The organism is Gillisia sp. Hel_I_86, from assembly GCF_007827275.1.
GTDB lineage: Bacteria > Bacteroidota > Bacteroidia > Flavobacteriales > Flavobacteriaceae > Gillisia.
Genome location: NZ_VISE01000001.1, coordinates 1,113,463 through 1,128,884, shown reverse-complemented (window position 1 = coordinate 1,128,884; position 15,422 = coordinate 1,113,463). Strand labels below are relative to the sequence as shown.

The following is a 15,422-nucleotide window of genomic DNA, read 5'->3' as shown; positions in this document are numbered from 1 at the left end:
AATACATGTATTACACCAACTTAAAAAATAAAAAAGTTTTAATAGGAGAAGAATGTATGCGTAATGAAGATGTTTGTTTGGTGGTTGAGTACAATATTTTTTACGGTGCGGGATTACAGAAAATCTTAAAACAAGCTGTAGAAACTGTACAGAATGAAAAAAAGGCTGTTATCTTTGAAAACTATGTTAATGACCCTGAAAGATATGGGGTTGCAGAATTTGATCAAGAGCAACACGTTATCAGTTTAGAGGAGAAACCCCAAAATCCAAAATCTAATTATGCTGTTGTTGGGCTCTATTTTTATCCAAATTCGGTTATAGATATGACCAAACAAGTAAAACCTTCTAATCGGGGAGAGTTAGAAATAACTTCGGTTAACCAGATATATCTTGACAAGGAGAATCCTAAGACGCAAATTTTTAGCCGCGGTTTTGCTTGGCTGGCTACCGGAACTCACGAAGCGCTCACAGAAGCTACTGAGTTTGTAAAAGCAGTAGAGAAAAGAACAGGATTAAAAATAGCCTCTTTGGAAGAAATCGCTATAAATTATAACTGGATTGATAAGGATGAAGTTCACAATGCAACCAAAGATTTGAAAGGAGAATATTTTGAGTACTTATATAAAATCACATCAAAATAAATGTCGCTAAGGAAACAGACGTTGTCGGGTTTAATTTGGACTTTTATTGATACATTTTTGGTTAGTGGTCTTTTCTTTGTAGCTATGATTTATATAGCGCGGATATTGGGACCTAAAGAATTTGGTCTTATAGGAATGATATCAGTCTTCATTGCAATTGGCACTTCGCTTGTGGACAGTGGATTATCATCCTCTATTGTAAGGACAAAAGACGCAGACAACCGTGATTTTTCCACAGTTTTTTATCTAAACCTGGGGATGAGTTTTGTTGTATACCTGGTTCTATTTCTGGCTGCACCCTGGATAGCCGATTTTTTTAGCCAGCCAATTTTGAGTGGCGTAATTCGCTTGTATTGTTTTAGTTTCATAATTTCAGCTTTTTCTGCGGTTCAGTTGGCGCAGTTAAACAGAGAAATGCAATTTCAGAAAATCGCTAAGTATAATGTTCCGGGAACTCTCATAGGTATAGCTGTAGGCGTAATATTAAGCCTTTACGGCTACGGGGTTTGGAGCATAGTATGGATGTATTTGACCAAACAACTAGTCCAATCATTGATATTGTGGATATTTTCTACCTGGAAGCCTACCCTATATTTTTCAAAAGAGAAGATGAAGTATCATTATGGGTTTGGGTATAAATTGATGCTCTCAGGATTATTGAATACAGTCTTTGATAATATCTATAATATAGTAATAGGTCGTTATTATACGGTACAAAGCGTAGGGTATTTTGAGCGGGCCAGAACTTTTAATCTGTATCCGGTAAGTACTTTGACAAGCATTATTAGCCGAGTAACTTATCCTTTACTGGCAAAAATACAAGATGAAAAGGAGAGAATTTCCAAAGTTTATAAACAACTTTTGCAATTTTCATTTTTTATAACGGCACCATTAATGTTGGGTGCTGCGGCAATTGCGGCCCCATTATTTGAGTTGGTACTGGGAGAACAATGGATGCCGGCAGTAACATTTTTTCAGATATTGTGTCTTTCCAGTATCTTTATACCCATTCATTCTTTTAATTTGAATGTTTTAAAAGTATTTGGAAGGAGCGACTTATTCTTGCGCCTGGAAATATATAAAAAACTAACGGTCGTGATTGCCATAGCAATTTCATTGCCTTTTGGCGTAATTGGTTTGGTATGGAGCAGTGTGGCTACTTCTTTTATTGCACTTTTAATAAATACATATTACAGTCAGGATTTAATAAATTATAAAACAGGAAGACAACTTTTGGATATGTTGCCAACATTTTTAATTGCCGGCTTAGTGGCCGTACTTATGTTTGTGCTGGTTTACAAACTAAAATCTTATTCCTTATGGCTGCAAATAATTTTGCCTTCCATTGTTGGAGTATTAGTGTATTTTGGAACCAGCATAATTTTAAAAAGGCCCTCTTTACAATTTGGCCTCGAACTAATTAAACCTAATAAATAAAAATGATACCAGTTACCTATCCCTTTTTGCCGCCGCAGGAGAAATATCAAGAATACCTTAATGGAATTTGGAAACGTAACTGGCTCACCAATATGGGGCCTTTATCTAGTGATTTGGAAATGAAATTAAAAAAACATTTAAACCTCAATCACTTGTTATTTGTTACCAACGGTACGGTAGCTTTACAAATGGCTATAAAAGCATTGCAATTAAGAGGCGAAATAATCACTACGCCATTTTCATTTGTGGCAACTACCAGTAGTATCGTCTGGGAAGGCTGCCAACCGGTTTTTGTGGATATAGACAAAGACTCTTTGAACCTTGATGCTACAAAAATAGAAGCAGCTGTTACAGAAAACACTTCCGCGATTTTGGCAACCCACGTATATGGAAATCCTTGCGATGTAGAAGCCATACAAAAGATAGCCGATAAGCACAACTTAAAGGTGATCTATGATGGGGCGCATGCATTTGGAGTGGAAGTAAATGGCAAGTCTATTTTTGAATATGGGGACATCTCTATTTGCTCTTTGCATGCTACAAAATTGTACCACTCGATTGAAGGTGGTTTGGTTGTAACTAAAAATGCCGATTTATTAAAAAAACTGGCTTATATCCGGAATTTTGGAATTTCAAGTCCTGATACTTTTGTCGAATTAGGGATAAATGGGAAAAACTCAGAGTTTCATGCGGCGATGGGCCTGGTAAACCTTGATTTTATTGAAGAGATCCACCGTAAACGTAAAGAATTAACTGAGGCCTATGATGCTGGTTTGGCAAACTTAAAAGCTTTTAAGCCAAAATGGAATAAAAATGCAACTGAAAATTATGCCTATTATTCAATAGTATTAGAATCTGAAGCTTTACTTCTAAAGCTAAAAGAGAGATTAGATGCACATGAAATATTCACAAGACGATATTTCTACCCAAGTTTGGCAAGTGCCTTACCCTATATAGAAACACAGGCTCTAACAACAACTGACAGCCTTTCCAGACGAGTGCTGTGTTTGCCTTTGTATTATGATTTAACTTTAGAAGAGGTTGAATTAATTTGTCGCTTAATGTTAAGGATCCAAAATAATTAATTATGTTGGTTATAGGAGCAAAAGGCTTTGCTAAAGAGGTATTGGAAATTTTACATCAAAATAATCAATTAAATAATTTACATTTTTTTGATGATGTTAATAAAAATATCGGGGAATATCTATTTGATACTTTTCCAATTATAAATTCGTATACTCATGCCAAAACATTATTTAAGGAGGTTGCCCCCGACTTTACTATTGGTGTAGGAAATCCGACAGTAAGGCGAAAATTGTATCAATGTTTTGTGGTACTGGGGGGTGAATTAACTTCGGTAATTAGTAAAAATGCCGAGATTGGCTCTTATGATATTTTTATAGGCAAAGGATGTAATATCTTACCCAGCGCTGTAGTGGCCAACGGTTCTATTTTAGGAAAAGGTTGTTTAATATATTACAATGCCATGGTAACCCATGACTGCATCCTTGGTGACTTTGTCGAGCTTGCTCCTGGGGCCACGATTTTAGGGAGGGTAGAAATAGGAGATAATTGTCATATTGGAGCAAATGCCACCCTACTTCCTAATGTAAAAATAGGAGCAAATGTTGTTGTGGGGGCGGGCGCCGTAGTGACTAAGAACTTACCGGATAATTGCGTAGCAGTTGGGATTCCGGCAAAAATTATAAAAAAGCATTAAATGTCACCCTTAGAGAAAAGCCCATGTGTTAGCGTAGTTATGATTACCTACAGTCATGAGAAGTATATAAGAGAAGCCATTGAAAGCGTTTTAATGCAAGAATGTGATTTTGAAGTGGAGCTTATTGTGGCCGATGATAAATCACCAGATAATACCGAAGCCATAGTTAAAGACATTATTAATCAACATCCTAAGGGGAATTGGATAAGGTACATCAAGCATGAAGTAAACAAAGGTATGATGCCAAATTTTATTTGGGCTTTAAACCAAGCAAAAGGCAAATACACAGCTTTATGTGAAGGCGATGACTATTGGATAGATCCGTTGAAGTTACAGAAACAGGTGAACTTTTTAGAATCCAATCCAGCTTATAATTTTTCTGTAGGGAGGGTATTAACCATAGACGAAACTGGTAAAACTAATCAAATTCATGAATTTGCAAATCCTGAAAAACGTAAGACCTATACGCTACAAGATTATATTACCTATAGATTCTCACAAACATCCAGTTTCTTTTTCAGAAACAAATACGTTTTTCCAAAAGTATTTTACAAAACATTTAGTGGAGATCAGGCGCTAGTAATTGCTGCTACTAAGGATAAAAAAATTTATTATCATAACGATGTTTTTTCGCATTATAGGATAAATAGCCAAAGCGTAAGTTATAGGGCAAACCCCGAGAAAAGATATAAGCAAATGTTAGCATTTTGGGATAATGTAAACACTTTTACGAATAGCAAATATCCCCTCTCTATTTCTATGAATTCCTTGCTCATAGAAAGTGGTTATAAGTCTAAATTAAATTTCTTTTATAAAATTCAAAATATTGTAGTCAAAAGTCTGTTTTTATTACGGGTAAAATTTATTTATAAGTTTAAAGAAATTTTCAGTGGATTATAAAGCATTAATACCTTTTCTAACTTTTCTTATAATATTTATTTTAGCTTATAAGCGCAAGAATAAAATAAGTATGATAGTGGTAGGATTATATCTGCTATCTTCTTTTAGTTCATTTTTTATGGATAAAGATGTATTACCTACTCATAATTTTGAAGAGGATAGCATTTTTTTATTTATCCTTTATACGGCTCTCCTTGCTCCATTTCTTATTATGACATTATATTTAAAACCTTTTAGATTTATTGAGGCATTGCCGAGGGGCGAAATATTTAATATTATAATAGCATTTCTGGCTGTAGGAGCATTGTTTTCAATTATTTATTTAACACCTTACGCTATAGCCTCGTTGTCCATTTCCGCGAGCGAGGTGCGGCGTTCTCTTAGCGAAACTATTGTACTTCCTCAAAGTATTTTAACCACAATAGCTGTTGGTTTTCCAACCTTTTACTTTGCTTATGCCTTTATCTTTTATGTAACCATAATCCAAAAAAGAGGAATTATTATAAAAATTCTGATGCTTTTAGGTGTTTTAAGCTTCGTTGTAAATGTTTTTACTTTTGCAGGAAGGGATGGAGTATTGTTTAGCAGCTTTGCTTTAGTTTTAGGTTATTTTTTCTTTGAACCTTTATTAAAAGTAAGTACCAAAAAAACACTCAAAAAAATATTTATTCTAAGTATTTCGTTTGCATTATTTCTTATAATTGGTATTACAGCAGAACGCTTTAGTAATTCTGAAACTCTTGATATGCGGGGTCTCAAAGTTGGAATTGTTGGTTATTTAGGGATGCAACCGTACATTTTCAATGATTGGGTAAATTATAATGATGTATTTAATCATGGTCATAGTAGTTTTAAAATGATAGTTGATTTTTTTGGGATTGGTAACGCTCCTGTAAAAGTTAATAATCAACCCTATACCTGGATGTTTGGTACATTTCTCACTTCATTTTATGCCATTTCAGGATTTTCATCTTTATTATTAGTAACTTTTGGTTTTTGGTTTTATTTTAAATCAAGAATTAAATTAATACGGCAAAACAGGTACTACCCCTTGGGAGTTTATTTCTTTTTAGGCTTCTTTTTTCATTTTGTTATTTCGGGAATGTTTTATTTCCGGTTGGGTAATAGTGGTGGCAATTTATTTATGTTATTAAGTATATTAGCTGTTTTTTTGTTCCGTAAAAGAAAAATTAAATTTTGAATTGAAAAGAAATAATGAACCTCTTAATCAATCTAATTCCCATAAAACAAGGCGGCGGGCAGCAAGTAGCTTCAAATTTTATCAATCAAATCATAGCAAATCCCGAATTATCCTTATTCTTTCTGGCTACAGAAGGCACATGTAGAAAAACTGTTGAATGAAAAAGAAACGAGGTTCAAATCTGTTCGAAGTGGTATAATTCAGCGTTTAAAGTTTCAACAATTTGAATTGCGGGAAATAGTGAAGGAAAATAAATTAGGATTTGATTATAATGAATTTGCTAACGGCTTACATCAATAAATTATTAGTATTACTGACCTAACTTATTTAAAAAGTTTTTCCTTTTTATAAAAGATACAATTATTAAATTATATTTTTTCAATTTCAATTTCAATTAATAAATAATGGTTCGATTTTCAATAGATGCCACAAACATTAAAGCTGGAGGCGGTCTAACGCACCTGAAGCAGCTTGTAGAAAACAACTCGGTAAAAAATGATTCTATTGAATTAATTGGAGGCATTTGGCTAAAAGATATTATAGATCAAGATAATGTTTCAAAAATCATTTTTAAAAATGATTTTAAGAATATTGTTACTCAGGAATATTTTAAAAAATTTAAGTTAGAAGATTTTTTAAAAAGAAGCGATATAGCTTTTATTCCTGGAGGTACATTTTCATCTAAAAAAGTGGATTACGTAAGTATGTCTCAAAATATGTTAGTTTTTGAAAATTTGGAAAGAAATAGATTTCCTATATCCATAACTTGGTTACGCTATATCCTATTGGAGAAATTACAAATCAAGTCTTTTATAAATGCCAAAGGCATTATATATATTTCAGAATATGCGAAAAATTTTATAGAAAACAAATATCCGATACTGAGAGAAAAAAAATCTATAGTAATCTACCACGGTATTTCAGATGATTTTAGGCAAGAACCAAAAGAGCAATTACCCTTATCTCAATATACTGAAGATAAGCCTTTTAAATTAACCTATATATCCATTGTGAATTTTTATAAACATCAATGGAATGTGATTGAGGCTATCAAAAAATTAAAGAAGGATGACTTTAATATAGAGTTGAACATTATTGGGCCAATTTATGAGCCGGTTAGAGAAAAATTTGAAAAGTCATTAGAAGGAACCGAAACGTATGTAAATTATAAAGGTAAAGTTCCATATCTCGAGATATCGAACACATATAAAAGTTCTGATTTGTTTATTTTTGCCTCTACTTGTGAAAATATGCCAAACATTTTGGTGGAAGCAATGTCTGCTGGCTTACCTATATTATCCTCTAATTATGGGCCGATGCCGGAAATTTTAAAAGATGCTGGCGTTTATATGGATCCCACTGATGTCGATAGTATTTATTCAAATCTAAAAAAAATGATTTTAGACGAAAATTTAAGAGCTCAAGTTGCTAAAAAGGCATATACATATTCCCAAGATTTTTCATGGGAGAAAACTTCAAAAGAAACCTTTGATTTTATAAAGGAGGTAGGACAAGAAAATAAATTTAAATAAAACAAATCCTCCAATCTTTAAAACAGGAACCACCATATTAGTAGAAGTACCGGCACCACAAATAAAACGGGACCAAGGACTCATACAAACCACAAAAAGCATGGTTTCCTTGGGGACAGAACGCATGCTTGTGGAGTTTGGGAAAGTCCGATTTTATGGTGAAACCCAAAGCATACTTGTCTTAAATAGTTAAATCATTGAGGTTAGAATTCCCGGCATCAGGATTCAAAAAGATACCTATATATTTAGAAAATAATTAAGAAATGCTTTTCAGGTAGAGAGAAAGTAATATTTAAGTTAATCATTCCACGCAGCGCTCGCAGCTAAAAAAAAAGCAGCGTTCGCAGCGAGGCCTTTGCGCTCGCCGCGTGAAAAAAAGTTTCCTGCACCACTTGTATAAAAGTTTTCACGCAGCGTTCGTAGCGAAAAAAAACGCAGCGCTCGCAGCGAGGCCTTTGCGCTCGCCGCGAGAAAAAGCGGACAAGTGCTTATACAAACCACCAAAAGCCTAGTTCTCTAAGAGACAGAACGCATGCTTGTGGAATTTGGGAAGTCCGATTTTATGGCGAAACCCAAAGTATACCGGTCTTAAATTGTTAAATCATTGAGGTTAGAATTCCCGGCATCAGGATTCAAAAAGATACCTATATATTTAGAAAAGAATTAAGAAATGCTTTTCAGGTAGAGAGAAAGTAATATTTAAGTTAATCATTCCACGCAGCGTTTGCCGCGGAAAAACCGCAGCGCCCGCCGCGAGAAAGAAACATTTCGTACAACCTGTGTAGAAAAAGTTTTCACGCAGCGTTCGCAGCGAGACTGTTGCGCTCGCCATGAGAAAAAACCATTGTGGTCACCGTATGAAAAAAAATAACATCATTTTTAAAAAGATTAGTACATGAAACAAATCATCCAATCCTTTAAAACAGGAGCCACCATATTAGAAGAAGTCCCCGCGCCGCAAGTTAAACGCGGACAAGTGCTTATACAAACCACCAAAAGCTTGGTTTCCCTAGGGACAGAACGCATGCTGGTAGAATTTGGTAAGTCCAACCTTATCTCCAAAGCCCGCCAACAACCCGATAAGGTAAAACAGGTACTCGATAAAATAAAAACAGAAGGCTTGTTACCTACGTTGGAAGCAGTTTTTAATAAACTGGGAGAACCTTTGCCACTTGGATATTGCAACGTGGGGAAAGTAATTGGCGTGGGAGAGGGCGTTTCAGAATTTCAAGTTGGGGATAGGGTAGCTTCCAACGGGCAGCATGCAGAGTTTGTAAGTGTCCCTAAAAATCTGGTAGCACATATTCCCAAAAATATTAGTGATGAAGAAGCTGCCTTTACGGTTATTGGTTCCATTGGCTTACAAGGAATTCGCCTGTTAAATCCAACTTTTGGGGAAACTATAGTTGTAACCGGCTTAGGCTTAATAGGCCTCTTAACAGTACAAATGTTGTTGGCCAATGGCTGTAGGGTTATAGGGATCGATATAGATCAATCTAAGCTGGATTTGGCAAAACAATGGGGCGTAATCCCTATCAACCCAAAGCAAAGTGATGTTGTAAAGGAAGTGACAGAGCTTACTCAAGGTGTGGGTGCCGATGGGGTGATTATCACCGCTTCTGCCAAAACAGATGCAATAATTTCACAAGCCGCACAAATGTCGCGCAAACGCGGCCGAATTGTGTTGGTAGGTGTTATTGGATTAAACCTTAGCCGCGCAGAATTTTATGAAAAGGAATTAAGTTTCCAGGTTTCCTGTTCCTACGGCCCGGGTCGTTATGACGAAGATTACGAAGCCAGGGGAATCGACTATCCTTTGCCCTTTGTGCGCTGGACGGAGAAACGCAATTTCGAAGCGATACTTCAAGCCATTGCTTCAGGGAATTTGAAAGTAAAAGGACTCATTACCGAGCAAATCCCCTTAGAAGATTATATGAAGATATATGGGGAGATAGGCAGCAGCCGTTCCATCGCCTCTATTCTTACTTATCCGGAAGAAATTCAGCTCACACCAGCTCACACCATAGCCTTACGTGATAAAAAATATGAGGGCAGTAAAGGTGTTATTGGGGTTATTGGTTCGGGTAATTTCACCAAGATGACCATGTTACCTGCGCTTAAAGACAGCGGTGCAGACTATAAACATATTGCCAGCCAAGGCGGGGTAAGCGGTACCGCGATCGCTCAAAAACACGGCTTTAGCCATTCTACCACCAATTATAAAGATATCTTAAACGATCATGATGTAGATCTGGTTTTAATCACCACGCGACATCATTTACATGCGCCCATGGTTATTGATAGTTTGGAAGCCGGGAAACACGTTTTTGTAGAAAAACCTTTGGCTTTAAATGCTGAGGAATTGGACAAAATTATTGCAGCTCATGAGCAAGCCGGCAGCAGTTTGACCGTAGGCTTTAACAGGAGGTTTTCTCCTCACGCCCGCAAAATGAAAGAACTCGTGGGCAATTCTGTCATGAACGTGATAGCCACTATGAATGCCGGAAACATTCCTGCAAATGTATGGGTGCATGACATGCAAGTGGGTGGGGGAAGAATAATAGGTGAAGCCTGCCACTTTATGGATTTGATTACTTTTTTAACGGGAAGTAAGATAAAGTCGGTTTGTATGAATGCTATGGGCATAAACCCCGAAGAAACCACCGATAATGCTTCCATTTTACTGCAATATGAAAATGGTTCCACAGGAGTCATCAATTATTTCTCCAATGGTTCCAAGGCTTATTCTAAAGAGAGGGTAGAAGTTTATAGCCAGGAGCGCACCTTAGTTATGGACAATTTCAGAGTAACTCGTGGCTATGGTTTTAAAGGTTTTAGCAAATTAAAGACAAAACTGGACAAAGGCCACAAAGCCCAGTTTACTGAAATTATTGCTGCCGTAAAGAAAGGCGGAAGTCCCATGATCCCCATGGATGAATTGGTAAATACCACTCGAGCTTCCTTTGCAGCTATAGAAAGTTTAAAGCAAAAAGCCTGGATAGAAGTTAAATAGTTACATTATTCCGGAGGATAAATTAGTTGCAAAGAGATTTCACGCAGCCTTCGCAGCGAAAAAAAACGCGGCGCTCGCAGGGTGACCTCCGGTAAAAAAATAATGCTTAAAACATTTTTAACGCCGTGTTCACCGCGTAACCGTTGCGCGTGCCGCGAGAAAGAAAAAGCATTTGTTATAGCGTCCGCAGCGAGAGAAAATATAACGATAAGCCACTTCCATAGAAATAAAGTAAGTGAACCCCATAAAATATAGTTATTATGGAACCAAAAATAGAAAACCAGATTTGCACGATCATTTTGGATCAAGCATTTAAAATTCATACAGAACTTGGACCCGGACTATTGGAGTCGGTTTATGAAAAATGTTTACAATACGAATTGATCCAAGCAGGATATATTGCAGAATCACAGGTTCCAGTTCCGATGAATTACAAAACAATACGATTTGAAGCTGGGTTTCGAATTGATTTACTGGTAGAAAACAAAGTTTTGGTAGAAATAAAATCAATAGAAAATCTTGCTCCAGTTCATTTCGCACAAACTTTGACCTATATTAAAATGAAAAATATAAAACTTGGTTTATTAATTAATTTCAACACAAAAAGGTTGAAAGATGGAATTCATCGGGTAGCGAATGGGCTGTAGAAGATAAGAGTTTCATACGGGAAAAATTTCACCGCGTGCATAAAAAATTTCACCCAGCGTTCGTAGCGAAACCTTTGCGTTCGCTGCGTGAAAAAATTGTTTCCTGCACCGCCTGCCTGCATATAAAATTTCACGCAGCACCCACAGCGAGAATTTCACCCAGCGTTCGCAACGAAAAAAACGCAGCGGTCGCAGCGAGACCGTTGCGCTCGTAGCGAGAAAAAATCATTGTAATCGCCGTGAGAAAAAAATAATACCATTTTTTTTAAAAAAATAGTATATGAAACAAATCAAAAGCCCTGTATTTTTTAGATCGTAATTCTTTTGGTAGAAAAAATCGTATTTTAGATAAAAAAATAAAATGATCAATTATAAAGAATATATAACAATAGACCCAAACAAGAGATTTGGTAAACCTGTTTTATTGGGTACTAGGATTTCTGTATATGATGTTTTAAATTGGCTGGCCAATGGGATGACCAAAAAGGAAATTTTAAATGACTTTCCAGAATTGAATGAAAATAGCATCCACGCTTGTTTATCGTTTGCAGCGAACAGGGAAAATAGAATTAGGGTTGCCTCGTGAAGTTACTATTCGATCAAAACATCTCTTTTCGTGTCGTCAATAAGACACTTCCAATTTTTTCGGGATCAAAGCAAGTAAGGGATTTAGGACTTCACGACGCTTCGGATATTTAAATATGGGAATATGCAAAAAGAAATGATTTTGTAATTGTCACCTTCGATGTCGACTTTTCAGATATTGCAAGTATGAAGGGAAGTCCGCCAAAAATTATTTGGTTAAGAACTGGAAATATGACCACAAATAAGCTTGTTGAAATATTAATAAAACACCAGCCAATAATTAATGATTTTGTTAAGAATAAAGAATATGAGGAAATTGATTGTTTGGAAATCGAATAAGTAATTGGTCAAATAAAAGACAATAATTTTGGTATAAGTCAACAAAAAAATTGAATAGGACAAAATAATCAGATATACAAAAAATCATAGCGCCCGCTGCGAGACCTTTGCGGCCACCGCAAGAAAAAATCATTTAGCGCAGCGTGTGTATTAAAGTTTTCACGCAGCGCTCGCAGGGAAAAAAACGCAGTGCTTGCAGCGAGACCGTTGCGCGCGGCGCAAGAAAGAAAAAGCATTTCCCCACACCGTGTGTATAAAATATTTCACGCAGCGCTCGCAGCGAAACCGTTGCGCTCGTCGCGAGAAAAAAACATTTCGCTCGCCGCAAGAAAAAATTCTAAAAATCACTTAATCCCATCCCATAAAATCAATTTTTTAATGAAAATTACAATCATAGCGGGCGCACGTCCAAATTTTATGAAAATTGCCCCAATTATCCACGCCTTTCAAAAGGCAAAAGCCCAAGGTGAAAATATAGACTTCCGGCTAGTGCACACAGGGCAGCATTACGACAAAAAAATGTCAGGCAGTTTTTTTGAACAGTTGGAAATCCCCGAGCCTCATGCCAATTTGGAGGCTGGAGGAGGAACACAAGCAGAACAAACAGCAGCCATAATGATTGGCTTTGAAAAAGAATTGCTTGAAAATCCTAGCGATCTCGTTTTGGTCGTGGGCGATGTAACCTCGACAATGGCTTGTGCGCTTGTAGCACAAAAACTGCATACCAAAGTGGCTCATGTAGAAGGAGGTATAAGGTCTGGGGATTGGGGAATGCCTGAAGAGATAAATAGATTGGTAACAGATAGCATTAGCAATTACTTTTTTACCACCTCTGAGGGAGCCAATAATAATCTCAGAAACTCAGGAGTTGAAGAAGCACGCATTTTTTATGTGGGGAATACTATGATTGATACATTATTAAAACAAAGACCTAACTTTAAAAAACCTGCTATTTGGACGGAATTAAATTTGCAGGAAAAAGCTTATCTTGTAATGACCTTACATAGGCCCGCCAATGTAGATCAAGAGTCTAATTTAAAGAAGTTGATGGATGAAATCATCGATCACTCTCAAGATTTGCCGCTTGTCTTTCCCGTACATCCGCGCACGGCCAAGATTTTAAAAAGTATGGGGGTGTCACATCCGCGACTCCACATGGTTGAGCCCTTAAGTTATTTGGAGTTCAACTATTTGGTAGAAAGAGCCAAAGCCGTGGTAACCGATTCAGGAGGGATCACCGAAGAGGCTTCCATCATGAATGTTCCCTGCATGACCCTGCGCGACAACACCGAACGTCCAGAAACCTTGGAGTTGGGAACCAATGAACTCTTGGGCACTGATCCGAAGGCGATTGCCCCGGCGATGGAAAAACTTTTTTCCGATAACTGGAAAAAAGGTAGGGAAATACCCCTTTGGGATGGAAATACAGCGGAGCGAATAGTGAAACATTTATTGCAAATATCCCCGAAATTGTAAGGAAACATTAGCTTTCCAACAAAAAATAATTTCTAAAAACATGTTCTTTTAAGTACAGATGAAAATAAAATTAGCCCTTCAAATGTTTAATAATATGGGTATTCGATACGTCGGGTACCGCTTATTTCATGAATTTGAAAAAAGAACGGGAATCCTCAAAAAAAAGCATCCTATAAATCCTGAAATAAAAAAATTCATTTCTCTGGAAGAATGGAAAAGCGTACCAAACAATTTTATTATTGAGGAACGGGAAAAAATAACCTTGACGAAAAATCCTACCGGATCCCTTGCCAAAAAAGCAAAAAATATCCTTGCGGGAAAACTTTGTTTTTTTAACCATGAATGGAAGGATCTTGGAAAGGATTACGATTGGGTTACCAATCCTACTACTGGATTTAAATACGACATTATTAAACATTGGTCTGAAATTGATGATTTTGATTCGGACAACGGGGATATTAAAGATGTTTGGGAAAAATCCAGGTTTACCTTTTTATTAAACCTTATAAGATATGACCATCATTTTAATGAAGATCATTCTGAATTTGCCTTCTCACAAATAGAGGACTGGATAGAGAAAAACCCCGTGAATAGGGGGCCAAATTGGAAGTGTAGTCAGGAAATTTCATTGAGGCTTTTTAATTGGAACTATGCGCTTAGCTTCTACAAAAATTCACCAGCGCTTTCCAACCAACGGTGGGAAAAAATACAAAATGTAATTTATTGGTCGCTCCATCATGTATATCATCATATAAATTTTTCAAGAATAGCAGTTAGGAACAATCACGCCATCACTGAAACACTTTGTCTTTCGTTAAGTGAAATGCTTTTTCCTTTTATCCCTGAAACAAAAATTTGGGCCAAAAGAGGTAGAAAGTGGTTTGAACAGGAGATTCCCTATCAAATTTATAAGGATGGTACCTTTTTGCAATTTAGCATGAACTATCATAGAGTAGTAATTCAATTATTTTCATTAGGAATTGCTGTTTCTGAAAAACATCAAAAACCTTTCTCTTCCATAATCTATGAAAGGGCCTATAAAAGTTTGAATTTTTTATACCAATGCGTACAAGAAGAAAACGGTTTTGTCCCTAATTACGGGAATAACGACGGGGCATTGTTCTTTCCTCTTTCTGAAACTGCGTACCGCGATTACCGGCCACAGCTCAATACGTTACATTATTTATTATCAGGAGAAAATTTATATACATCTGCTCAGGTTCGGGAAGATGCTAATTGGTTAATTCCTATAAATTTGAACACCAAACTTTTTAAACCGCTTAAGATAAACTTTGGGGCTCTTTCATTTCCCAATGGTGGATTTTATACGCTCCGGGAAAAGGATAGCTTCACTTTTGTTCGCTGCGGAAATCATAAAGACAGGCCTGCACAGGCAGATAATCTTCATCTAGATATCTGGTACAAAGGAGAGAATGTTTTAAGGGATTCGGGCACTTATAAATATAACACGAAAAAAGAATATCAGGAATACTTCTCAGGAACAGCTGGACATAACACTGTTATGATTGGCAACAATTCACAAATGCTTAAAGGAAGTAGGTTCATTTGGTTTTATTGGAGCCAAGCAAATATTGCCCAGTGGGAAGTAAAAGATGATCAATTTATTTTCACCGGTGAAATTAGCGCCTTCAAACAATTGCATCCTAACATTAAACATAAACGAACAATAATAAAAGAAAAAAATTCGTTAATATGGAAGGTGAAAGATGAGGTTAATGGAAACTTTGAAGCCGAATGCAGACAGCTCTGGCATTTGGGCAGTAGTGAATCATCTATACAATTAATTAATAAAAAGGCCCCCCCAATTGAAATCCCCTCTTACAATTCCTCATTTTATGGGGAGATGAAAAAAACCAAAGGCCTAGCCTTTGGTTTCAAAAACGAACTAACCACAACTATTAAAATTTAGG

The 15,422-nt window shown here is 36.4% G+C and carries 11 protein-coding genes and 2 pseudogenes; all 13 read left to right on the top strand.

Features of this window, described 5'->3' with window-relative positions:
• Positions 1–38: 38 nt before the first annotated feature.
• Positions 39–641: pseudogene (locus JM83_RS04885) on the top strand (sugar nucleotidyltransferase); the annotation flags it as partial.
• Complete coding sequence (locus JM83_RS04880) at positions 642–2,078, top strand: lipopolysaccharide biosynthesis protein (protein WP_144959925.1); 1,437 nt, start codon at positions 642–644, stop codon at positions 2,076–2,078.
• Positions 2,079–2,080: 2 nt separating this feature from the next.
• On the top strand, positions 2,081–3,163 hold the full coding sequence (locus JM83_RS04875; protein WP_144959923.1) for a DegT/DnrJ/EryC1/StrS family aminotransferase: 1,083 nt from the start codon (positions 2,081–2,083) through the stop codon (positions 3,161–3,163).
• A gap of 2 nt (positions 3,164–3,165) precedes the next feature.
• Positions 3,166–3,798 carry an acetyltransferase gene (locus JM83_RS04870; protein ID WP_144959921.1) on the top strand — a complete coding sequence of 211 codons (633 nt, stop codon included), beginning with the start codon at positions 3,166–3,168 and terminating at the stop codon, positions 3,796–3,798.
• Positions 3,799–4,698: a glycosyltransferase gene (locus tag JM83_RS04865; protein ID WP_144959919.1), complete on the top strand. Its 900-nt coding sequence runs from the start codon at positions 3,799–3,801 to the stop codon at positions 4,696–4,698.
• 118 nt (positions 4,699–4,816) lie between these two features.
• Positions 4,817–5,899, top strand: coding sequence for an O-antigen polymerase (locus JM83_RS04860; protein WP_186434948.1), 1,083 nt, complete (start codon positions 4,817–4,819; stop codon positions 5,897–5,899).
• A 404-nt stretch (positions 5,900–6,303) separates the two neighbouring features.
• A complete protein-coding gene (locus JM83_RS04855) occupies positions 6,304–7,431 on the top strand; it encodes a glycosyltransferase family 4 protein (protein ID WP_144959916.1) in 1,128 nt (375 codons plus the stop codon).
• An 895-nt stretch (positions 7,432–8,326) separates the two neighbouring features.
• Entirely contained in the window at positions 8,327–10,444 is a 2,118-nt protein-coding gene (locus tag JM83_RS04850) for a bi-domain-containing oxidoreductase (protein ID WP_144959914.1), read from the top strand.
• Positions 10,445–10,704: 260 nt separating this feature from the next.
• On the top strand, positions 10,705–11,091 hold the full coding sequence (locus JM83_RS04845; protein WP_144959912.1) for a GxxExxY protein: 387 nt from the start codon (positions 10,705–10,707) through the stop codon (positions 11,089–11,091).
• 361 nt (positions 11,092–11,452) lie between these two features.
• Complete coding sequence (locus JM83_RS04840) at positions 11,453–11,677, top strand: DUF433 domain-containing protein (protein ID WP_144959910.1); 225 nt, start codon at positions 11,453–11,455, stop codon at positions 11,675–11,677.
• Positions 11,674–12,015 (top strand): annotated as a pseudogene (locus tag JM83_RS04835) (DUF5615 family PIN-like protein). The gene JM83_RS04840 and the pseudogene JM83_RS04835 overlap by 4 nt, the downstream one beginning before the upstream one ends.
• A gap of 378 nt (positions 12,016–12,393) precedes the next feature.
• Positions 12,394–13,491: a non-hydrolyzing UDP-N-acetylglucosamine 2-epimerase gene (gene wecB / locus JM83_RS04830; RefSeq protein WP_144959908.1), complete on the top strand. Its 1,098-nt coding sequence runs from the start codon at positions 12,394–12,396 to the stop codon at positions 13,489–13,491.
• A gap of 94 nt (positions 13,492–13,585) precedes the next feature.
• Complete coding sequence (locus JM83_RS04825) at positions 13,586–15,421, top strand: alginate lyase family protein (protein WP_144959906.1); 1,836 nt, start codon at positions 13,586–13,588, stop codon at positions 15,419–15,421.
• Position 15,422: the final 1 nt, after the last annotated feature.

Excerpts from the sequence above, each read along its gene's own strand:
- JM83_RS04870 (WP_144959921.1), top strand. The coding sequence starts at position 3,166 with ATGTTGGTTATAGGAGCAAAAGGCTTTGCTAAAGAGGTATTGGAAATT.
- JM83_RS04860 (WP_186434948.1), top strand. The coding sequence starts at position 4,817 with ATGGATAAAGATGTATTACCTACTCATAATTTTGAAGAGGATAGCATT.
- wecB (WP_144959908.1), top strand. The coding sequence starts at position 12,394 with ATGAAAATTACAATCATAGCGGGCGCACGTCCAAATTTTATGAAAATT.
- JM83_RS04855 (WP_144959916.1), top strand. The coding sequence starts at position 6,304 with ATGGTTCGATTTTCAATAGATGCCACAAACATTAAAGCTGGAGGCGGT.
- JM83_RS04865 (WP_144959919.1), top strand. The coding sequence starts at position 3,799 with ATGTCACCCTTAGAGAAAAGCCCATGTGTTAGCGTAGTTATGATTACC.
- JM83_RS04850 (WP_144959914.1), top strand. The coding sequence starts at position 8,327 with ATGAAACAAATCATCCAATCCTTTAAAACAGGAGCCACCATATTAGAA.
- JM83_RS04840 (WP_144959910.1), top strand. The coding sequence starts at position 11,453 with ATGATCAATTATAAAGAATATATAACAATAGACCCAAACAAGAGATTT.
- JM83_RS04825 (WP_144959906.1), top strand. The coding sequence starts at position 13,586 with ATGGGTATTCGATACGTCGGGTACCGCTTATTTCATGAATTTGAAAAA.
- JM83_RS04875 (WP_144959923.1), top strand. The coding sequence starts at position 2,081 with ATGATACCAGTTACCTATCCCTTTTTGCCGCCGCAGGAGAAATATCAA.
- JM83_RS04845 (WP_144959912.1), top strand. The coding sequence starts at position 10,705 with ATGGAACCAAAAATAGAAAACCAGATTTGCACGATCATTTTGGATCAA.
- JM83_RS04880 (WP_144959925.1), top strand. The coding sequence starts at position 642 with ATGTCGCTAAGGAAACAGACGTTGTCGGGTTTAATTTGGACTTTTATT.